This window comes from Psychromicrobium xiongbiense (assembly GCF_030271165.1).
In the GTDB taxonomy this organism is placed as follows: Bacteria; Actinomycetota; Actinomycetes; order Actinomycetales; family Micrococcaceae; genus Renibacterium; species Renibacterium xiongbiense.
In genome coordinates this window covers 19,434-39,761 of the sequence record NZ_JASSZH010000004.1, presented here as the reverse complement: position 1 = coordinate 39,761, position 20,328 = coordinate 19,434, and the positions used below count along the sequence as shown (strand labels likewise).

Here is a 20,328-nt window from a genome sequence, read left to right as displayed (position 1 = left end):
ACCCCCCGCCTCAGTGTCAGTGGTGAGCCGAGGCTCCCTGCTGGATCGTCCTGCTACGCCGAAATCTGGCGCAGCACGTACTGCAGAATGCCACCGTTACGGTAGTAGTCGGCTTCACCTGGCGTATCGATACGGAGCACCGCATCGAAGGAGGCGGTGCTCCCATCCTCTGCGGTGGCCGTGACCGTCAGGGTCTTGGGCGTGGTGCCGTTATTGAGTTCGGTCACACCCTCCACCGAGAAGGTCTCGGTTCCGGTCAGGCCCAGCGTCGCAGCGTTCTCGCCAGCCGGGAACTGCAGGGGCAGAACACCCATGCCGATCAGATTGGAACGGTGGATGCGCTCGTAGCTTTCAGCGATGACGGCCTTGACGCCCAGCAGCGCGGTGCCCTTGGCAGCCCAGTCACGCGAGGAGCCGGAGCCGTACTCCTTGCCAGCCAGCACCACCAGCGGCGTGCCGGCCGCCTGGTAGTTCTGGGCGGCATCGTACACATAGGCCTGGGGGCCTTCCGGCTGAGTGAAGTCGCGGGTGAATCCGCCTTCCACGCCAGCCCCGTCATTGAAATCAGCCAGTAGCTGGTTCTTGATGCGGATGTTCGCGAAGGTGCCGCGGATCATCACCTCGTGGTTGCCACGGCGCGAGCCGTACGAGTTGAAGTCCTTGCGGTCCACGCCGTTGGCCAGCAGGTACTGTCCGGCCGGGGTATCCGACTTAAAGGAACCTGCCGGGGAGATGTGGTCCGTGGTGACGGAGTCGCCGAGCTTGAGCAGCACGCGCGCACCCTCGATGTCACTGACCGGCTCCGGCTGCGCCTTCATGCCCTCGAAGTACGGGGGCTTGCGGACGTAGGTGGAGTCCTCCGCCCAGGCGAAGGTGTCACCGGCGGGGGTATCGAGTGCCTTCCAGCGGTCATCACCGTCGAAGACGCCCTCGTAACCCTTGGCGAACATGGCCTCGTCGATCGAGGAATCGATGACTTCCTGGACCTCGACCGGGTTCGGCCAGATGTCCTTGAGGAAGACGTCGTTGCCAGCTTCGTCCTGGCCCAGGGCATCGGTATCAAAGTCGAAGTCCATGGTGCCAGCCAGGGCATAGGCGATGACCAGCGGCGGGGAGGCCAGGTAGTTCATCTTGACGTCGGGGTTGATCCGGCCTTCAAAGTTGCGGTTACCGGACAGCACTGCGGTGACTGAGAGGTCGTTGGCCTGAATGGCCTCAGAGATTTCTGCGTCGAGCGGACCGGAGTTACCGATGCAGGTCGCGCAGCCATAGCCGACGATGTAGAAGCCGAGCTTCTCGAGGTACGGGGTCAGCCCGGACTTCTCGTAGTAGTCGGTGACGACCTTGGATCCCGGAGCCACAGAGGTCTTGACCCACGGCTTGGACACGAGACCCTTGTTCACGGCGTTGCGCGCCAGCAAGGCAGCTGCCAGCATGACCGAGGGGTTGGAGGTGTTGGTGCAGGAGGTGATCGAGGCGATGGAGACCGCGCCATGATCCAGCTCGAACTTCCGGCCATCGGCAGCGGTCACCACGACCGGCTTGGACGGGCGGCCGTGCGAACCGTTCGCCGCGGACACCACCCGGTCCGTCTCGCTGGCATGCGAGTCGGCGTGGGTGAAGGTCGGCGAATCCGAGGCCGGGAAGGACTCATCCAGCGACTCGTCCACGCTGCCCGCGGGAAGAGAAACGTAGTTGTGGATGTCCTTGCGGAACTGCTCCTTGGCATCGGTGAGTTCGATGCGGTCCTGCGGACGCTTCGGGCCGGAGATGGAGGGCACCACGGTGGAGAGATCGAGCTCCATGTATTCGGAGAACCGGGGCTCGTGTGCCGGATCGTGCCAGAGGCCCTGTTCCTTGGTGTATGCCTCCACCAGGGCGACGTTCTCCTCGGAGCGGCCGGTCAGGCGCAGGTAGTCCAGCGTCACCTCGTCGATCGGGAAGATCGCGGCGGTGGAGCCGAACTCAGGGCTCATATTGCCGATCGTGGCTCGGTTGGCCAGCGGTACTGCGGCTACGCCTTCGCCGTAGAACTCGACGAACTTGCCGACCACACCGTGCTTGCGCAGCATTTCGGTGATGGTGAGCACGACGTCGGTCGCCGTGGCTCCGGCGGGAATGGAGCCGGAGAGCTTGAAGCCGACGACGCGCGGGATGAGCATCGAGACCGGCTGGCCGAGCATCGCGGCCTCGGCCTCAATGCCGCCCACGCCCCAGCCCAGGATGCCCAGGCCGTTGACCATGGTGGTGTGCGAGTCGGTACCGACGCAGGTGTCCGGGTAGGCCCGCAGCACGCCGTCTACATCACGGGTCATGATGGTTCGTGCCAGGTATTCAATGTTGACCTGGTGGACAATGCCGGTCCCCGGGGGCACCACCTTGAAGTCGTCAAAAGCGGTCTGGCCCCAGCGCAGGAACTGGTAACGCTCACCATTGCGCTGGTACTCGATCTCCATATTGCGCTCCAGCGCGCCGGAGTTGCCGAAGACATCGATCTGCACCGAGTGGTCGATGACCATCTCAGCGGGTGCCAGGGGGTTGACCCGCTTGGGATCGCCGCCGAGGTCCTTGATCGCCTCGCGCATCGTGGCCAGATCCACCACGCAGGGAACACCGGTAAAGTCCTGCATGATGACGCGGGCCGGGGTGAACTGAATTTCGGTGTCCGGCTCAGCACTGGGATCCCAGCCTGCCAGGGCACGAACATGATCTGCGGTGATGTTGGCGCCGTCCTCGGTGCGCAACAGGTTTTCCAGCAGGATCTTCAAGCTATAGGGGAGGTCCCGGGAGCCCTCAACCGAACTCAGCCGGAAAATCTCGTACTCGGCCCCGTTGACGTCCAGAACGCCTTTGGATCCGAAGCTGTTTACATTACGCGCTGTAGAAGTCACTACAGCCTCCTCTCGCCTCAGTTTCATCTTGGTCTCGCGGGAGTTCAGGTGCTAGTTAGGCAACCCTAAGGCGCAGTTTTTCGCTCATGACATGACCAGAGGAACCGATCAAACCCGCACGGAAACGGCACCGCGACGAAGGAGGATCCGGTAGAGGACCTCGACCGCCGCACAGCCGATCACCGCCGCTCCCATAGTACCGAGCAGCAGGGCACCGGTGGGCAGCTGCAAGGCAAAAAACTCGCGCCCAAAAGGAACAGCCAGCACCACGGCCAGCGCCAGGACCATGGCGCCGACGACGAGTGCGCGCCAACGATCGAAGGGCCGGGCCAGGGTGCCCAGAATCCAGAGCGCCACCAGGAGAAGCACCAGAGTGGCCGCCGTCTGGCTCGCCTGGACCTGCTGTTCGGCGCTGAGCGCCGCATCCGGCACCGTCCGCGCAAAGGCGTACAGCCCCAGCACACAGGCCGCCGCAATGGTGCCGGCCGGGATGGAAAAGAGCAGCACCCTGCGCAGGAATCCCGGCTGGTAGCGACGTTTATTGGGCAGCAGCGCCAGGAAGAAGGCTGGGACACCGATCGTGAGCGAGGAGACGATGGAAAGCTGACGGGGCAGGAAGGGGTACTGCCAGAGCAGCACGCCGATGAAGAGCGCGATGAGCACCGCGTAGGCGGTCTTGCTCAGGAAGAGGTTGGCCACCCGCTCCACATTCGCAATCACCCGACGGCCTTCGGCCACCACCCCTGGCATCCGGGAGAACTGTCCGTCCAGCAGCACCAGGCGGGAGACCGCCTTGGTGGCCGCCGCCCCAGATCCCATGGCGATGCCGATGTCCGCGTTCTTCAGAGCGAGGGCATCATTGACGCCATCGCCCGTCATGGCCACCACCCGGCCCCGCTTCTTCAGCGCCAGCACTATCGACTTCTTCTGCTCCGGAGTCACACGGCCCAGGACCTGCTCCCGCTCCAGTACCTCAGCCAGCGCATCCAGATCGTCCGGAAGGTCACGGGCATCGAATCCTTGCCCTACACCTTCAAAACCGACTTCCCGGGCCACAGCAGCCACGGTGCGTGGGTTGTCACCGGAAATGATGCGCAGCTCGACTCCCTGTTCGCGGAAGTAGCTCAGTGTCTCAGCAGCATCTGAGCGCACCTTCTCGCGGAAGGTCAGCAGCGCCACCGGCTGCAGTGCGGCTGGCAGCACGGTCTGGGAGGTGACCGTCTCCACCACCAGATCCCTTTTACTGTGCGCCAGAATGAGTGACCGCAGCCCCAGTTCCGCCAGTTCACCGGCGCCGCGGAGGGCGCGCTCATGGGCCGCGTCCTCGGCATCGAGCACCATCTCAGGTGCACCGAACACCCAGCTGCCCGAGGGCTCGTCGCCGGCGTCGGGCACCGATACTTCCAGGGAGCCCGTGAAGGAGACTGCGCTCCATTTCCGGACGCTGTTGAAGGGGACCACGTTGAGCCAGGCATCCGGTGCCGGCAGGGCGGTAAAGGCCGACTGCAGACACACGGCGGTGGCATTGCCCTGAGGATCCGCTCCGATCCAGCCCAGGACCTTCCGCCACCCCTGAACCTCCGTGAGGGTATAGACCCTGTCGAAGATGATCTCGCCCTCGGTGAGGGTTCCGGTCTTGTCCAGGCAGATGATGTCCACGCGCGCCAGCCCTTCCACGGCCGGAAGTTCCTGGACCAGGACCTGACGCCGGGCCAGGGTGAGCGCGGCCAGACCGAAGGAAATGGAGGTGAGCAGCACGAGCCCCTCCGGGATCATCGCCACAATGGAGGCCACCGCGTAGACCACCGCCTGCTTCCAGGCACCGGTCTGCCAGGCATTCTCCCAGCCGCCCGCCGCCTGCATCTGACCATTGAGGACCAGGATCACGATCGGCACCAGCGCCCAGGTGATGTACAGCACGATCCGGTTCACCGCATGGCGGATCTCCGAGTTGACCAGCGAGAAGCGTTTGGCCTCTGCAGTCAGCCGTGAGGCAAAGGACTCCACGCCGAGATGGTGTACCCGCGCGGTGCCCGAGCCGGAGATGACGGCGGAACCGGAGAGCACCCGGTCTCCGATGGCCTTATCGATTGCCTCGGACTCACCGGTGAGCAGCGACTCATCCACTTCCAGGCCCTGCACGCTGAGCACCACGGCATCGGCGGGAATCTGATCGCCCGTGCTCAGCACCAGCACGTCGTCCACCACCACCTCAGCCACGGCAATCTCCGCGGTCCGCCCTTCCCGCAGAACCCTGGCCCGGGGCGCATTCAGCACCGCCAGCCGATCCAGGGTCCTTTTGGCCCGGTACTCCTGCACCACACCGATGGCGGCGTTGGCCAGGACGATGAACCCGAAGAGGGCGTCCTGCCACTTGCCCACCAGCAGGACCACCACCAGGCACAGACCGAGCACGATATTGAACAGGGTCAGCAGATTGGCCCGCAGAATCTGACCGATGGTCCGGCTGGTCTCATCCGGAATCTCATTCGTCAGCCCCAGCTGCATCCGCTCAGCGACCTGGGCCTGGTTCAGTCCCTGCGCACGGAGCATCTCCTCGTTCAGCGGGGCAAGGTGCGCACGGGCTTGGATCAGGCTGGCGCGCCTGGCCTCGTTCCTGAGCTCGGCGCGGCTCTTCACTTCGGTGCGACTCTTCGTCCCGCCGCGAAGGGGCGCTTTCGTGTGGCTGCTCATGATGAAGAACACTCTATGTGCACAGGGTTCCCGGTGGCTTCCGTCTCAGGGATGAGCCACCATCTTCAGGGGACCTGGGGGCGCAGGAGGGCCACCGTCTCCAGATGGTGCGTCTGTGGATAGAGGTCAAAGGCCCGCAGCCCGGCCAGTTCCCAGCCCTGACGGGTGAAATACCCCACGTCGCGGGCAAAGGATGCCGGATCGCAGGAGACATAGACTGCCGCCCGGGCACCACTGTCCACCACCTGCCTGACCACGCCTTTCCCGGCGCCGGCCCGCGGCGGATCCAGAACGACCAGGTCAAGCTTCCCCTGCCCCTGGCGCGTTGCGGCTGCGAGCACACGGTCCACCCGACCGGGGATGACCGTCACCTGCGGCATCCTGGCGAAATTGCGGGCCGCGTCCTTGCTGGTGACCGGAGATCCCTCCACCGAGAGCACCTGACCGCGCTCCCCCACCCGATCCGCCAGCAGAGCGGTGAACAGGCCCGCACCCGCATAGAGGTCTGCGGAACGCAGTCCCGAAAGCTCATCGGCTTCCAGAAAGGCATCAACCGCGTCGGTCAGGGTCTGCGGTGCCAGACGATGGATCTGCCAGAAACCTTCGCCGCTGACCCGGAAAGTACGCTCGAGCGCCGTCTCGCTGAGCCAGCTGCGTCCGCGGAGTGCGGCCACACGCCCGGAGGGTGGTGCCCAGTGGACGGCCGAGGTTCCATCCGGCAGCTCGCGGGCGAACCGCTGGCTGGCTGCGCGGTCACCGGCCAGCAATACCAGCGGGCCATCCCCGTCGGCGGGGGCTGCGACGTCGATCCGCTCCAGTCCGGCGGCATCGAGGTCGAAAAGGCCCAGAGAACGGATCGCCTGGGTGGCCAGGGGCATGTCCGCCACGGCCCGCACGGTCTCCGAACGGTGCGCATGCATACCGACCCGGCCGCCATCGGTCACCGCAAAGCCCACCCGGGTGCGCCAGCCCAGGCCGTCCGCCTCGCCAGCCACCTGCTCAACGTCGGTCGATCGGTGAATCCCTGCCAGTCGTTCCAGTTGCTCGGAAAGCACCTGGGCCTTGAGCCGGCGCTGGACCGGCTCCGTCAGGTGGCCGAATTCTGCCCCACCGATGGGCACCGCTCCAGCCGCGTAGGCTGCGAGCGAGTCCGCCTCAGCCCAGAAATGGGGGCGCCGGGCACCGGGAAATTCCGCAGATTCCTCCAGCACCTCCACCACATCGGCCCGCCAGAAGGAGCCTTCGGCGGGTTCTTCGGTCACGACGGCGCGTACCTTCTCCCCCGGCACGCCGTGCCGGACAAAGATCACCCGGCCCTCGTGACGGGCTACGAAATGACCGCCATGGGCTGGCTTGCCGAGGTCCAGAATCAGTTCAGTCACGCCCGGGCCCTTCAGCTCAGTTCCTGGAACCGGCGTGCCGATTCGGAGGATTTGAGCTGCCAGGGAACCGAGGCGACCATCACCCCGGGCTCGAAATGCAGGCGCGTCTTGATCCGCAGGGCGGTCTGGTTGTGCACCAGTTGCTCCCACCACTTCCCCACCACATATTCAGGGATGTAGACCACCACCAGGTCGCGGGGGGAATCGCGGCGGATGTTCTGCACGTACTCCATGATCGGCGTCACGGTCTCCCGATACGGACTCGCCAGAACGGTCAGCGGCACCGGGATCTGCAGCTTCTCCCAGGCGGCCAGGGTCTCCTGGGTCTCCGCCGGGTCGTTATCCACTGTGATCGCATCCAGGCGTGACGGCCTGGAAGCCCTGGCGAAGGCCAGTGCGCGCAGCACGGGCTTGCGCACATGGGAAACCAGCAGCACCGCGTGCACCCGGGTGGGCAGGGCGCGCGGTGAGGAGTCCTCATCCACGGCGAGTTCCCGAGCCACATTGCGGTAGTGCGCGTGGATGCTCCACATGATCAGGAACAGCACGAGCATGGCGAGCAGGGCGATCCAGGCCCCCTGCTCAAACTTGGTGATCAGGACCACCACCAGAACACTCAGCGTCATGCAGAAGCCCAGGGTGTTGATCGTGCGTGACTTATAGATCCGTAGCCTGTCCGCCTTGTCCTTGACCAGCTTCAGCGCCCGGCCCCAGTGCCGGATCATGCCCAGCTGGCTGGCCGTGAAGGAGATGAACACGCCCACGATATAGAGCTGGATCAGCTTGGTGACGTCCGCGTTGAACGCGATGATCAGCACCAGGGCACCGATGGCCAGCAGGATCACGCCGTTGCTGAAGGCCAGTCGATCGCCACGGGTGCGCAACTGGCGCGGGAGGTAGCCGTCCTGCGCCAGAATCGAGGCCAGCACGGGGAAACCATTGAAGGCGGTGTTGGAGGCGAACACCAGGATGACGCCGGTGGCTGCCACGATGACGAAAAACGGAAGGGAGCCGGAACCGAAAACCGTCGCCGCGATCTGGCTGATCGTCGGGTTCTGGACATAATCAGCGGGCGCCGGTTGTCCGTTGATCAGGAACTCCCGTGCCGGATCCTGCACCATCTTCACGCCGGTGGCATTGGCCAGATACAGGATGCCGGCCAGCATGGCGGCAGCGATGGCGCCGAGCAACAACAAGGTGGTGGCGGCGTTCTTGGACTTCGGCTTGCGGAAGTTCGGCACGCCGTTGCTGATCGCCTCAACACCCGTCAGCGCCGCCGCACCGGAGGAGAAAGCCCTCAGCAACAGGAAGGCGCCGGCCAGACCGGTCAGCCCCTGTTCATACTCCGGCACCGGAATGATCTCGAAAGCCGCGCTGGGTGCCCGGGCCAGGTTCCCGGTGATCGCCTGGAAAAGACCCACCGCAGTCATGCCCAGAATGCACACCATGAAGATATAGGTCGGAACGGCGAAGACGCTTCCAGCTTCCTTGATGCCGCGAAGGTTGACCAGAGCCAGCACCACGACGCCGATGGTCGCCACCCAGGCCTGGGTGCCGTGCATACCGGGGACCGCGGTGGCCAGGTAGTTGGCGGCGGAGGACATCGACACCGCAACGGTAAGCACATAGTCGACCAGCAGGGCCGAGGCCACCGTGACGCCCGCCGTCCTGCCCAGATTGACGTTCGCGATTTCATAGTCGCCGCCACCGGAAGGGTAGGCATGGACGTTCTGGCGGTAGGACGCCACGACGGTGATCAACACGACCATGACGGCAAGCCCCACCCAGGGAGACACCGTGACCGCAGTGGCACCCGCGAGGGCAAGAGTGAGCAGGATTTCATCCGGCGCATAGGCCACCGAAGACAGCGCGTCCGAGGCATACACGGGCAGGGCAATGCGCTTGGAGAGCAAGGTATGCGCAAGCCGGTCGTTGCGGAACGGCTTTCCGACGATGACCCTTTTGAGCGCGTTGAGGAAGGTCAGCACAATACTCACTTTGCGTAGTGTTGACTCCAGAGCCAACACCCTGAAGCCGAACGACACGGAGCCGCAGGACGTTCCGGCCCACGACCGCCCCAATCTACCACCGCGGGCAATGCCCTTGCGTGCCTGCATTCGCACCTGCAGGTGTGCCTACAATTGGCTCCGACGCGGAGTGTTCTGGCAACAGCCTGTCACCGCCGACCTGGGCGTCAGAAAAGCATCAGACCAACAAAGGAATTCCAGTGGCACATTACGTGATCATGGGTTGCGGCCGCGTCGGAGCCACCTTGGCGCATGCTCTTGAGGATTCCGGTCACACCGTGGCCATTATCGACCAGGACGACCGGGCTTTCCGACGTCTGCGCAACGGCTTCTCCGGACGCAAGGTGACCGGCGTCGGCTTCGACCGGGAGACGCTCAAGCGGGCTGATATTGAAAACGCCTACGCCTTCGCTGCGGTGTCCAGCGGTGACAACTCCAATGTCCTGGCCACCCGGGTGGCCAGGGAGACTTTCCATGTGGAACATGTCGTGGCCAGAATTTACGATCCGGGCCGAGCCGAAATCTTCCAGCGATTGGGCATCCCCACAGTGGCCGCCGTGCGCTGGAGCGCCGATCAGGTGCTGCGCAGAATCCTGCCGGAACAGAGCATCGCCGGAGATTTCCGGGAGGCCTCCGGCCGGCTGATCCTGACCGAGGTTGCTCTGCACCAGGGCTGGATCGGTCATCATCTGTCCGATATCGAGAGGGCCAGCGGTGCCCGGGTGGCCTATCTGACCAGGTTTGGCGAAGGGACTCTGCCCGGCCCGGAGACGAGCTACCAGCAAGGTGACACCGTCCACGTCATGCTCGATGTCGCCAAGGCCACCGAGGTGGAACGGGTCCTCGCCAGCGCACCAGCCAAGGAGTCCGAATGAAAGTCGTCATCGTCGGGGCAGGAAGCGTGGGCAGCTCCATTGCCCGGGAGCTCCTCTCGCACGGACACGAGGTACTGCTGATCGATCCGAAGCCGGAAGTGATCGGCCGTAGCGGTCTGCGCGGTGCTCGCTGGCTGGTCGGGGATGCCTGCGAAATCAGCACCCTTCGTGAGGCCCAGCTTGATGAAGCGGACGTTGTGGTGTCAGCGACTGGCGACGACAAGGTCAACCTGGTGGTCTCCCTGCTGGCCAAAACGGAGTTTGGCGTGAACCGCACCGTGGGTCGGGTCAACAACCCCAAGAATGACTGGATGTTCGATGACGCCTGGGGCGTCGATGTGGCCGTCAACACCCCTCGGCTGATGACGGCGCTCGTGGAAGAAGCCGTGGAGGTAGGCGATCTGGTCCGCCTGCTGACGCTGCAGACTGGCGTTTCCGCCCTGGTGGAGTTCACTGTTCCGCAGGGTTCTCATGTGATTGGGTCGACCGTGGGTTCGATCGACTGGCCCGCCGATGTGGCACTGATGGCGATTGTCCGCGACGAGATCCCGATCACCCCGAGCACCGATGATGTGATCGATGCCGGCGACGAGCTATTCTTCGTCGCAGCGATCGCGGCTGAGGACGCACTGCGAGACCTTCTGGGTCCGCTGACGGAAGACGCTGATATCGAGACGATCGAGGACACGGAGAAAAACTCTGAGGACGCGACGGCCGATCAGGCCTGATTTTCTGTGGACTGGTCGCCGGTAGCTTGCTCTGCTGCGGATCGCGCAGCGGGCCTGGACACCATCCATGCCAACCAGAGCGCCAGCGCATACAACGGCACGCCCATCGCCAACCGGGTGGCACCCAGCGCGGCCAGATTCTGCGCGAAATACAGCGGCAACTGGACGACCAGGCGTAGCACGAACAGCGCCGCAACCACCCAGGCCGCCAGCGTATAGGCGCGCAGGCGGAGCGGTTGCTCCCGCCACTGAACATTCTCGCCGCGAATGAACCCGAAGACCAGGCCAGTGATCGGCCAGCGGAGCACAATGGTCAGGACCACCACGACAATGCTGACCACGTTGGTCCAGAAGCCGGGCACATAGTAGTCCAGCGCGTTTCCTGTGGTGCGGGCAAAAATGGCACAGATCACGATGCCGACCAGGCCGGAGAATGCCTGAAGGATCGGCCCCCGCTGCAGCAGGCGCCAGACGGTGAAGACAGCTCCGACCGCCACCGCACCGATGAGCGACGGTGTCAGATCCTGAGTCGACACAAAAACCACCAGGAAGACCAGCCCCGGGAGAATGGTCTCCGCCAGACCACGCCATCCTCCCACCGCTTGGCGCAGGTCCAGATGACCGTCATCGCGGCGTTCAAGGCCCCGGCTCTGCGCCATGCTCTGGGCAATCTGGGCAAACCCCGGCCGGTCCTCGGGTGAGTCGCTCACTACTTTTCAATCTCCTGGAACTCTGGCTTGCCCACAATTTCATACCGCGGGTTGAACATGGTGGGTAGCCCGTCACGCGGGGCCACCATCCCTTCGAGGCGAACCTCGGTGCCTGCCTCGATGCCGGGCACGGTGCGCTGGCCTAACCAGATCAGCCGAAGCCGGTTCTCGTTACGGGGGCGCTCAGCATCAGCCGATGGCGTGCCGGGCTGTACCGCCTTGGCTGTTTTTTCTACCTCATCGGTGGGAGCATATTTGTCCACATCGGTAACCACCGCGGTGAAGGTTGGCGCAGCATTGCCCGGTTGGATGGTGATCGAGGAAATATACCCCCGGCAGACGGCACGTCCCCGCTCAGGCAGCTTGCCGATGCGGCAAAGCTCCCCCGGGTGCGGTTGTGCCGAAAAACTACCCAACTTCGGTGATCTCCGGTCCGCGTTCGACGCTGGGCAACGACGCACCCTCTGCCTGAGGTCTGGCCTCACTGGCTTCCACAGCATCCTTGGGCAGCCTCAGGGGCAGCAGATCCCGGGGCGGCATCGGAACCTCGCCGCGGATCACCACGACCGAGCGGAAAAGGTCCTCCAGTTCACTGGCTGCTTCCCGTTCCATCGCTGCGGTACCGCCAAGCACCCCGCGCAGGAACCAGCGCGGCCCGTCCACGCCGATGAAGCGGGCCACCCTGAAGCCACGGGATCCGTCACTGGCCTCGGCGGGAAGTTTGGCCAGCAGTTCCGGACCGAAGGTGCCTTCCAGCGTCTCCGTGGTTCCACCCTGCGAGCTGACCGATTCCGCGATCTGATCCCGGATGTCCACCCAGAGGCCCTCGGTGCGGGGCGCAGCGAATCCCTGCAACTGCAGGCTGGATCCGTGCAGGTCGAGCGTCACGGCAACGATGCGCTGACTGCTCTCCTCCACTTCGAGGCGCAGTTGCATGTCGTCGTGCGGGTGCAGCAGGAGGGCACCGAGATCGATGTACCCTTCCCGCTCATCCACCTCGTCGATATCGAACGGCCCATGCGTGGCCCGGTCATAGTCGATGACGTCATCGGCTGCCTCACTGACGGCGTCCGCGTTCTCCGCCTCAGCAACGTCAGAGTCTGCACTGTCCTCGACCACAGCGTCTGCTGCCAGATCCTCCACGGGCGAGGTTTCCTGAGAAACGGTGCCCTTCTTGCGGCGTCCAAATACCATCATGTGCTCCTGAGCTACTCCGCTGCTGAAGGGTTAAGTGACGAGTTAAGAGAGGGGCGAGGTGTGGCGAATCCGCCGGTTGATCCAAAGCCACCGGTGCCGCGTACCGAATCGGGCAGTTGATCCACCGGAACGAAATGAGCCCGTTCCACCCGCTGAATGACCATCTGTGCAATTCTATCGCCGCGCTTGAGCCGGATGGTCTCCGAGGCATCAGTATTGAGCAAGGTCACCGCGAGTTCGCCGCGATATCCCGCATCCACCGTTCCGGGCGCGTTCACAATGGTCAGTCCATGCTTAGTAGCCAGCCCGGAGCGAGGATGGATCAGGGCGACAAAGCCTTCCGGAAGTGCAATAGCGATGCCGGTGGGCACCAGAGCGCGCTGACCAGGGGCCAGCTCAACGTCCACGCGCGCCCGCAGATCTGCTCCGGCGTCACCGGGATGCGCGTAGCTGGGCGGCTCCAGCTCCGGATCGAGCTGAAGCAGGGCAACGGTCAACGTCGGCTCAACTGCCGGTGGAATGGATGTCGAATCAGCCACGTGGGCCCTCCCTCGATCTGCTGCGCACGGTCCGCCGTCCACTCTATCGGGTTCCTGCGTGCCACCGGATTTCCCTACCGGGCACACGGATGAGACGCTATTTCCATGTCCTCCGCCGAAGTACCCTCCTCTTCCGCCACACCCTCTCCCGCCGACTCTCCGCGTTCAACGGCTACCATCGGCGGCATCGAGTATTCGGAAAAATTGTGGCCCACGGTGTGGATCTGGCTGGTGGTCGTCCTGCTTTCTTCTGCGGGAATTCTGATTCTCGCGCCGATCAGCATCTTCGCCGGCTACACCGCCGCCGTCGTGCTGCTGATTCTTCAGGTGGGTTTCCTACTGCTGAGCATGCCGCGCATCGTGGTCGACGCTGACACTCTGACCGTGGGCCGTGCCCGCATCGAACGGCAGTATGTGGGTGCCGTGCAGGGATACCGAGGCGAGGAGGCGGCTGCGCAGCGGGGGCCTAAACTTCATGGACTCGCCTACCTGTGCCTGCGGGGATGGGTCTCCCCCGTGGTGAGGATCGACATCACTGACCCACAGGACCGGACTCCGTACTGGTTAACCTCGACGAGGCGACCAGAACAGCTTGTCGCCGTCCTGACCGCCTCGCATTAGTCGTTCTGTTTAGCCTTCGCAGTCCTTGCAGTACAGCAGGCCGTTCTTCTCGCGGGCAATCTGCGAGCGGTGCCGTACCAGGAAGCAGGAGGAACAGGTGAATTCGTCTGCCTGGGCCGGGAGTACTCGCACCAGCAGTTCTTCACCGGAGAGGTCCGCACCCGGCAGCTCATAACTGTCCGCGGCTTCCGCTTCATCCTCGTCGACCACGGCCGACTGCTTGTCGGTCCGGCGGGACTTCAATTCTTCAATTGAGTCCTCACTGAGTTCGTCGTCAGTCTTCCGCGGCGCATCGTAGTCAGTCGCCATAATTCTTTGCTCACGCTCCGCTTCTTGTGCTCTTCAGTCTTCAGGTTGCCTGGGGGTCCCGTCACAGACACCCCTGCTCGCCTCACATGCCCAACGTCGTGAGAGCTCATTTTGTGCCCGGCAACGGGGTGATTTTTCCGCACTTTCTTCCCAAACGCCAATCCGTGCCACACAATGTCCCACGATTCACCTCACAGCGGAAGCCACACGGGTTGCCGGGCCGAGTAGAACTCCCGTGAACCCGCGCCACGCCTGGGCTGGTCGTAGGTTTTCCGGCTCGTTGATGGCAAAGTTTTGGCTGAGTGTTCAATTCCTGGTATTTCGTCCTGTGACCCCGCAACAGGCAGACCGACAGGGGCTTGAACTGTCAGCGTTAACGAACAGGCAGGTGAGAAACCCACAATGCAGGATCTGCGACTCTTGGGCGTCCACGACGATGGCACTCATCTTCTGCTCAGTGCAGAGGGCGGCGAAATCTACCGGCTACGGATTGATGAGGCGTTGCGAGTTGCGTCGTCCCGCACCCCGGGGCGTTTCTCCCCGGTGAGCACCACCCCTGCAACCGAGACCTCCCTCTCCCCGCGTGATATCCAGCAGCGGATTCGCGCCGGAGCCAGCGCTGAGGAGGTGGCCGAAGCAACCGGGCTGTCCGTGGAGCATATCCGCCGGTATGAGAGCCCGATCCTGGCCGAACGCGAGCACATCGCTCAACGCGCCCGCGCGGTCGAAGTTTCTGAGGCCCTGCCCCACCACGATGGTTACCGCTCTGCTTTCGGCGACCAGCCGGCCAGCCTCGCAGAGATGGTCTCTTATCGACTGTCCGCCCTCGGCATCGACAGTGAAACAGTCCGCTGGGATGCCTGGCGTCGAAGCGATGGTCAGTGGACCGTCATCGCTGAGTTCCCTGAGAGTGCTGCAGCTGCTCAGAATGTGGGCGAGACCGGACCCGCACAATGGATCTTCAACACCACCACTCGCAGCCTGACTAATGCCAACCGCTGGGCGCAGGTACTCAGCGAGATGGGACCGGTGGATTCTCCGCTGCCGGCGCGCCGTCTGAGCGCTGTGGCTGACCGGCCTTTCGATGTGGAGGCTGAGGCTGCTCCCGAGGAGGATATTTCCACCGAGGAGGAGAGCTCGGGCTCGGACAATCTGCTGGAGCTGCTGCGTTCACGGCGAGGTCAACGACTGGGCATCGATGAAGACAATGATGAGACGCTCGCCCTGATGCTGACCGAGCAGACGGATCGCACCGTCGCGGAGTCATCGGAGAGCGAAGAGAGCTCCGAAGAAGGGGACACCGAATCCGGTACCGGTCGACTCTTCTCCTTCTTCCCCCCGCTGTCGGTTGCGCCTTCGCCAGAGACCGGAGACAGCGAGTCGGACGATGCCGCCGCAGACCAGGGGTCTGAGGATCAGCGGCACGAGGATAAGACTGAGACATCAGCCAGCACGGCATCGGACGATGGCGCCCTGATCGACCGCCCGGAAGGCACCGCGGAGGAGCCGGCCGTGGATCGCCGGAATCCGATCCGCCCCAAGCGTTCAAGCATCCCCAGCTGGGATCAAATCGTCTTCGGCACCAAAACCGACTGACATCTCGGGCGCTCAGCGACGCCGACTGGCGGAAGCGCGGCCCGGGCTCTTCCCGGTGGGGATTCGAATCAGTGGGACAACCCGCTCGGCTTTGGTCAGCGAGCCATGCTGGCCTACGAGTTCCAGTGCCCGGGCGGGCGAGGACCGCATGTCATAGAACGCGACCGGTTCCCGCGCGGCCACCAGCACCTGACCGATCCGTGGCAGGACCTCCGGGCGCATCTCGCCGTAGAATCCGGCCTCAATCGCCTCATCCCGCTGCAGGATCCAGGCCTGATGACCCCAGGCTTTCCGCCAGGCCTGCACCAGCGCTTCCGCGTCGGCATCGGGCTCCAGATAGAGCTGGCGGAGACGTGGCTCCCCAGCCGTATGACGAACTCCGGCGACCAGCGCCGGATCGGTGGAAAAATCGTAACGGTGCTCCGGCGCGACGTCGACCATTCCGTGGTCCGCCGTGAGCAGCAGCAAAGTATCCGGGGGAAGCTGGGCACTCAGGGAACGTAAGGCGCCGTCCAGCTCCGCCACCTGATGTTCCCATTGCGGCGAATCCACACCGTAGCGGTGCCCGGCTTTATCCACCTCAGACCAGTACCAGTACAACAGAGTCGGTTCCCGGGATGCCAGCGTCTCCGCCGCAACCCGCACCCGGGCTTGCGGGGTGGTGGCGGCCAGGAACTCGCTACCTCGAAGTACGGCCCGGGTCAGCGGAGAATCCTTGAAACGAGGGAGACTCACGGTCACGGTGCGGACCTTGCCCTGGAGCTGCTCAAAGACGGTCGGATAGGGCTGCCAGCGTAGCGGATTCACCGCAGGGTCCCAGTCTCCCAGCAGATTGATCACGGTATCGCGATCCGGATCCAGAACCTCGTATCCGACCATGCCATGAAGACCGGATTCCAGCCCGGTCCCCAGGCTGGCCAAGGATGCGGTGGTGGTGGAGGGGAAGGCTGACTGCAGGCTGCGACGGTCTGCCGCCGGGTCGGCAAGAACCGTCCGCAGAAACGGCATATGCGCCAGAGCCCGTTTGAGCTGGGCGGACCCCAGGCCATCCACCAGAGCGACACACACGGACCGTGCGGCCGGGAGCTGAAGCTCGTTCTGGAAACCAGGCACCTTCAGTACTGCCGCCGCGCTGGTCAGCACCCGGGACAGGCTGGGCAGGTTCGGTTGAACCAGAGCTTCGTGAGGGGAAAAAGTCATCGGAAGCAGCAGTCCGTCCGACTCAGCGATAATGCGTGCGCCCGCGCCGAGCCGGCCCCTGAACCCAGCCCGCAGCCTCGACCGGTGCCGGAGAGGCAGGGACCACACTGGCGCTGCGCAAGGTGCGGGCAAACACCTTGGCATCGTAGACGGCCTGCGGGCCATCTGCTTCGACGCTGACCCGCATGACCAGGTCCTCCTGTGCCATCGTGCCGGTATAGCCGTGATCAGCCTCGCATTGCGGATCGCCACAGCTGGCAGGGGCAAGATCGAGACGCTGGCTGCCCGCCCAGCCGATGGAGAGCGAGAGCTCCCGAATCGGGTCGTTGCCCTGGTAGTCCTGAGGCTGTGCGTAGACGTAGCTGAGGATGACGGAGCGGATCTGGCTCACCGGCACTGATTCCGTGGAGACCTGCGCCACCATCTGAGAGCCCTGTTCGTCGAGCTGCTGGTCATCCACATGCGCCACCACCAGGAAGTCCCCGGTCAGCGCAAGCACCGTGATGTGACGGTGCACCTCGTTCTGTTCAAAATGCGTCTCCACCTGCACCAGATGGCTCAGGCACTCCTGCCCTTCCAGGGCGTCGGCGACGACGTCACTGACCAGGCGGGGATAGAACCCGGCCCGGTCGAGGGCCTGATCAAGGCTTTGGCTTTGGGATCGCGCTGCGGATCGGGAAGGAGCCATGTCCTTTATCTTCGCAGATCCCGCAGAAGCACACCAACGGCAGACCTCATGCCCTGTGCCGCTTACTGCTTCTTCCGGGCTGCTCCTTCCGGGCGGGGGAGCCAACCGGTGCCTGAAACCATCCGGTCAGTGCACGGCGAGCGCTGTCGATCCGTTGGTCCGGATTGCCCAGTTGAATGGAGGCTGCCAGAACCGTGGCTCCCTCTTCGCTCACCAGCACCGGGGTGAACTCGATGACGGCAACCTCGGGCAGGGCTTCTTTAAGTGCGGCAAACCGGCTCACCAGGTCCTCCAGCGCGGTGATGTTCACCGCGGGCAGCCCCTGATACCCGAAGAGCTTCGCCGCCGCTTTGGGCGCGCGGATCAGCTCCGCAACATCGGAGCTGGAGAGCGGCGGGACTCGGTGTGCCCAGTCCTGAAGCAGATTGATGGCATCCCCAGTCATCCCGAAGGACACTACCGGCCCCAGCAACGGATCTTCCATGCCACGCAGGGTGCAGGACTGTCCCAGCGGCGCCATCGCCTGCACCTCCAGATCGAACTCGCCCCAGGCTGCCAGCGAGGCTCTCATCTGGGTGATGTTGTTTCGCAGAGAATCCTCGTCCGCAATATTGATCCGGACGCCGCCTAGATCCAGACGATGACGCAGTGTCTGGTCCATGGTTTTCAGCACCACCGGCCAGCCCAGCCGCCGGGCGGCCTGGACCGCCTCATCGGCGCTCTGGAAAGGGACGGACTCCAGCACATCAACCCCGATGCAAGCCAACAGTTCGGCCACCTGCGCCGGCGTGAGCTGCTGCAGGTTCTCCCCCGCCAGCCCCTGAAGCCAGCCGGAGACCAGGGCCTGGGCCTTGTCCAGCTCCAGACCTGGCACACCCTCAAAGGTTCCCTGGTCCCGATCCAGCCATCGTCGGTAACGGGCCAGGCCGGAAAGCGCAGCGATGGCCTGCTGCGGGCTGAGGTAGACCGGCAGACCTCCATGCCCGGTGGACATCAGCTCGGCACGGGGAGCGTCAGCTTCCGTCATCCCGCTGACCGTGAGCACCACGGGTTTTCCGCTCACAGCCCCGACCCGGGTCAGCACCTCGGCCACATCTACCATCACCAGGTCTGCCTCCGCCATCAGCGTGACCACCACGGAGTCCACTGAACCCTCGGCCATGACCGCCGTCAGGCCATCGGCCAGGGCGCAAAGCCTCCGCGCCGGGTCCGGTTCCGTGACGATGTCCTCGCGTTCGACGCGGAAGCCGTGCGCGGCAGCAGAGTCGGCCACCACCCGGGCGAGTGCCCTGGAATTGCTCACCACCGCCATGCCGCGGCCGGCCGGAAGCGGCTGGGCAACGGCCAGCTGTGCGAGATCCGCCAGCTCCTCCGTCGAATCCACCCGGATCACCCCGGACTGGCGCAACATGGCATCGAGCGTCCCGGGAAGCGCCTGGGAGGCCCGGACGGCATGGCCGGCCGGAAGGCTCAGTCCGAGGGCCTCAGATTTGGCGACGATCACCGGTTTGGTGCGTGCCAGCCGCCGCGCCAGCCGGGAGAACTTCCGCGGATTGCCAATGGATTCGAGGTAGAGGGCGCATACCGCCGTCTGCGGATCGTCCTCCCAGAACTGCATGAGATCGTTACCGGAAATATCGGCGCGGTTACCGGCGGAGACGAAGGTGGACAGACCCATCCCCCGCTGCCGGAGGGAAGCATAGACAGCGGTACCCAGCGCCGCAGACTGTGTGAACACACCCAGGGTGCCGGCCGGGGGCAGGCCCGGTAACCGCGAAGCGTTCAGGGAAATATCCGGATCCGTCCTGATCAGACCCAGAGAGGCCGGGCCGATGAGTCGCATCCCTGAGGACCGCGCCAGCCTCACCAGGGCGTGCTGGCGTTCCAGACCCCGTTCGCCATCGTCGGCAAAACCTCCGCTGAACACCAGAGCACCCCTGGCTCCGGCTCCGGCGCAATCCGCCACCGCGCGCTCGACGTCGTCATACTCCACCGCGATCAGCACCAGATCCACGGGCTCGGCCAGTTCACTCATCGACCGCGGGCCTTCAACGGCCAGCGGATCGATTACCTGGACGATGCCGCGATATCCGCCCTGATGGACCTGACGCACCAGCTCTGCCGCCAGAGTGGCGGAACCGGGGGCACCGGCTGAGCTTGCGGCCCCCGGTCCAAGGACGGCAACCGACCGGGGGGCCAGCAACCCTGCCACGCTCCTGGCCTCCGCGCGGTGTTCGCGTGACTCACGCACCGCCCGGGACTTCTCGGTGGGATCAAGGTCAAAGCTCAGGCTCACCACGCCGTCATCGAAGTGGCGGTTCACCTCATACCCGGCTTCCGAGAAGACCGTCAGCATCTTGCGGTTACCCGGCAGCACCTCAGCGCTGAACCGGACGATGCCGTTCTCCCGTGCTGCAGCAGCGAGATGTTCGAGCAGGATCGAGCCCAGGCCACGTCCCTGGTGAGCATCAGAGATGTTGAAGGCCACCTCGGCGACCTGTGGATCGTCCAGACGGTCGTAACGGCCCACACCGATGATGCTGCCCGCGACCGTGATCACCAACGCAACCCTGTCGTGATAGTCCACCTGGGTGAATCGCCGCAGTTCCCGATCCGAGAGCACCGACTTATAGGTGAAGAACCGCATATAGACGGAGTCCTCCGACTGCGAGCGGTGAAGATCCTGAAGAGCCTGGGCGTCCTGGCGGGCGATCGGGCGAAGGTGCGCGGTAGCACCGTCGCGCAGCACCACATCGGCCTCCCAGTGATGGGGATAGCCCACAGCCCCGTCGGCCGTCGAGTTCGCCGCCCCGGCAGCATTCAGCGCAGCCGTGCCGCCATCCGCTCCCCGGTCCACCATGGGTTCATGCT

At 64.4% G+C, this 20,328-nt stretch carries 16 protein-coding genes; 4 read left to right on the top strand and 12 right to left on the bottom strand.

Going from position 1 to position 20,328, the window contains the following annotated elements; all coding sequences use genetic code 11:
• Positions 1-53: 53 nt before the first annotated feature.
• The 4 genes from acnA to QQM37_RS01100 form a co-directional block, all read right to left on the bottom strand.
• Positions 54-2,891: an aconitate hydratase AcnA gene (gene acnA / locus QQM37_RS01115; RefSeq protein WP_285724188.1), complete on the bottom strand. Its 2,838-nt coding sequence runs from the start codon at positions 2,889-2,891 to the stop codon at positions 54-56.
• 108 nt (positions 2,892-2,999) lie between these two features.
• Positions 3,000-5,585, bottom strand: a complete 2,586-nt coding sequence (locus QQM37_RS01110; RefSeq protein ID WP_285724186.1) for an HAD-IC family P-type ATPase — start codon at positions 5,583-5,585, stop codon at positions 3,000-3,002.
• 65 nt (positions 5,586-5,650) lie between these two features.
• Complete coding sequence (locus QQM37_RS01105) at positions 5,651-6,967, bottom strand: class I SAM-dependent RNA methyltransferase (protein ID WP_285724184.1); 1,317 nt, start codon at positions 6,965-6,967, stop codon at positions 5,651-5,653.
• Positions 6,968-6,978: 11 nt separating this feature from the next.
• Complete coding sequence (locus tag QQM37_RS01100) at positions 6,979-8,955, bottom strand: APC family permease (protein WP_285724198.1); 1,977 nt, start codon at positions 8,953-8,955, stop codon at positions 6,979-6,981.
• Between the two features lie 239 nt (positions 8,956-9,194).
• Here QQM37_RS01100 and QQM37_RS01095 point away from each other — a divergent pair, with 239 nt between their 5' ends.
• Positions 9,195-9,869 carry a potassium channel family protein gene (locus QQM37_RS01095; protein WP_285724182.1) on the top strand — a complete coding sequence of 225 codons (675 nt, stop codon included), beginning with the start codon at positions 9,195-9,197 and terminating at the stop codon, positions 9,867-9,869.
• A complete protein-coding gene (locus QQM37_RS01090; RefSeq protein ID WP_285724181.1) occupies positions 9,866-10,597 on the top strand; it encodes a potassium channel family protein in 732 nt (243 codons plus the stop codon). Before QQM37_RS01095 ends, QQM37_RS01090 begins: the two co-directional genes overlap by 4 nt.
• Here QQM37_RS01090 and QQM37_RS01085 read toward each other — a convergent pair.
• From QQM37_RS01085 to dut, 4 genes are read right to left on the bottom strand one after another with little or no spacing between them, the layout of a single operon-like run.
• A complete protein-coding gene (locus QQM37_RS01085; protein ID WP_285724179.1) occupies positions 10,588-11,307 on the bottom strand; it encodes a DUF3159 domain-containing protein in 720 nt (239 codons plus the stop codon). The genes QQM37_RS01090 and QQM37_RS01085 overlap by 10 nt on opposite strands.
• Positions 11,307-11,723, bottom strand: coding sequence for a hypothetical protein (locus QQM37_RS01080; RefSeq protein WP_285724177.1), 417 nt, complete (start codon positions 11,721-11,723; stop codon positions 11,307-11,309). Before QQM37_RS01080 ends, QQM37_RS01085 begins: the two co-directional genes overlap by 1 nt.
• Positions 11,716-12,501, bottom strand: coding sequence for a DUF3710 domain-containing protein (locus QQM37_RS01075; protein ID WP_285724196.1), 786 nt, complete (start codon positions 12,499-12,501; stop codon positions 11,716-11,718). Before QQM37_RS01075 ends, QQM37_RS01080 begins: the two co-directional genes overlap by 8 nt.
• Positions 12,502-12,515: 14 nt before the next feature.
• Positions 12,516-13,043: a dUTP diphosphatase gene (gene dut / locus QQM37_RS01070; protein WP_420030102.1), complete on the bottom strand. Its 528-nt coding sequence runs from the start codon at positions 13,041-13,043 to the stop codon at positions 12,516-12,518.
• Positions 13,044-13,148: 105 nt separating this feature from the next.
• On the opposite strand from dut, the gene QQM37_RS01065 reads away from it, so the two are divergent.
• Positions 13,149-13,664 (top strand): DUF3093 domain-containing protein, encoded by a 516-nt coding sequence (locus QQM37_RS01065; RefSeq protein WP_285724175.1) that lies wholly within the window; start codon positions 13,149-13,151, stop codon positions 13,662-13,664.
• A 9-nt stretch (positions 13,665-13,673) separates the two neighbouring features.
• On the opposite strand, the gene QQM37_RS01060 is transcribed toward QQM37_RS01065, so the two are convergent.
• Positions 13,674-13,973, bottom strand: a complete 300-nt coding sequence (locus QQM37_RS01060; RefSeq protein WP_285724173.1) for a DUF4193 domain-containing protein — start codon at positions 13,971-13,973, stop codon at positions 13,674-13,676.
• Between the two features lie 402 nt (positions 13,974-14,375).
• Between QQM37_RS01060 and sepH the strand changes: the two genes are divergently transcribed.
• Positions 14,376-15,569, top strand: coding sequence for a septation protein SepH (gene sepH / locus QQM37_RS01055; RefSeq protein ID WP_285724170.1), 1,194 nt, complete (start codon positions 14,376-14,378; stop codon positions 15,567-15,569).
• A 12-nt stretch (positions 15,570-15,581) separates the two neighbouring features.
• Here sepH and QQM37_RS01050 read toward each other — a convergent pair whose 3' ends face one another.
• From QQM37_RS01050 to QQM37_RS01040, 3 genes are read right to left on the bottom strand one after another with little or no spacing between them, the layout of a single operon-like run.
• On the bottom strand, positions 15,582-16,769 hold the full coding sequence (locus tag QQM37_RS01050; protein ID WP_285724168.1) for an alkaline phosphatase family protein: 1,188 nt from the start codon (positions 16,767-16,769) through the stop codon (positions 15,582-15,584).
• 22 nt (positions 16,770-16,791) lie between these two features.
• On the bottom strand, positions 16,792-17,457 hold the full coding sequence (locus QQM37_RS01045) for a DUF5998 family protein (protein WP_285724166.1): 666 nt from the start codon (positions 17,455-17,457) through the stop codon (positions 16,792-16,794).
• Between the two features lie 46 nt (positions 17,458-17,503).
• Complete coding sequence (locus tag QQM37_RS01040; protein ID WP_285724164.1) at positions 17,504-20,317, bottom strand: bifunctional acetate--CoA ligase family protein/GNAT family N-acetyltransferase; 2,814 nt, start codon at positions 20,315-20,317, stop codon at positions 17,504-17,506.
• Between the last annotated feature and the right edge of the window lie 11 nt (positions 20,318-20,328).

What these genes read in the sequence shown, in the direction of transcription:
- QQM37_RS01110 (WP_285724186.1), bottom strand. Translation starts at nt 5,585, where the DNA reads ATGAGCAGCCACACGAAAGCGCCCCTTCGCGGCGGGACGAAGAGTCGC.
- QQM37_RS01090 (WP_285724181.1), top strand. Translation starts at nt 9,866, where the DNA reads ATGAAAGTCGTCATCGTCGGGGCAGGAAGCGTGGGCAGCTCCATTGCC.
- QQM37_RS01075 (WP_285724196.1), bottom strand. Translation starts at nt 12,501, where the DNA reads ATGGTATTTGGACGCCGCAAGAAGGGCACCGTTTCTCAGGAAACCTCG.
- QQM37_RS01065 (WP_285724175.1), top strand. Translation starts at nt 13,149, where the DNA reads ATGTCCTCCGCCGAAGTACCCTCCTCTTCCGCCACACCCTCTCCCGCC.
- QQM37_RS01060 (WP_285724173.1), bottom strand. Translation starts at nt 13,973, where the DNA reads ATGGCGACTGACTACGATGCGCCGCGGAAGACTGACGACGAACTCAGT.
- sepH (WP_285724170.1), top strand. Translation starts at nt 14,376, where the DNA reads ATGCAGGATCTGCGACTCTTGGGCGTCCACGACGATGGCACTCATCTT.
- QQM37_RS01050 (WP_285724168.1), bottom strand. Translation starts at nt 16,769, where the DNA reads ATGACTTTTTCCCCTCACGAAGCTCTGGTTCAACCGAACCTGCCCAGC.
- QQM37_RS01045 (WP_285724166.1), bottom strand. Translation starts at nt 17,457, where the DNA reads ATGGCTCCTTCCCGATCCGCAGCGCGATCCCAAAGCCAAAGCCTTGAT.
- QQM37_RS01040 (WP_285724164.1), bottom strand. Translation starts at nt 20,317, where the DNA reads ATGGTGGACCGGGGAGCGGATGGCGGCACGGCTGCGCTGAATGCTGCC.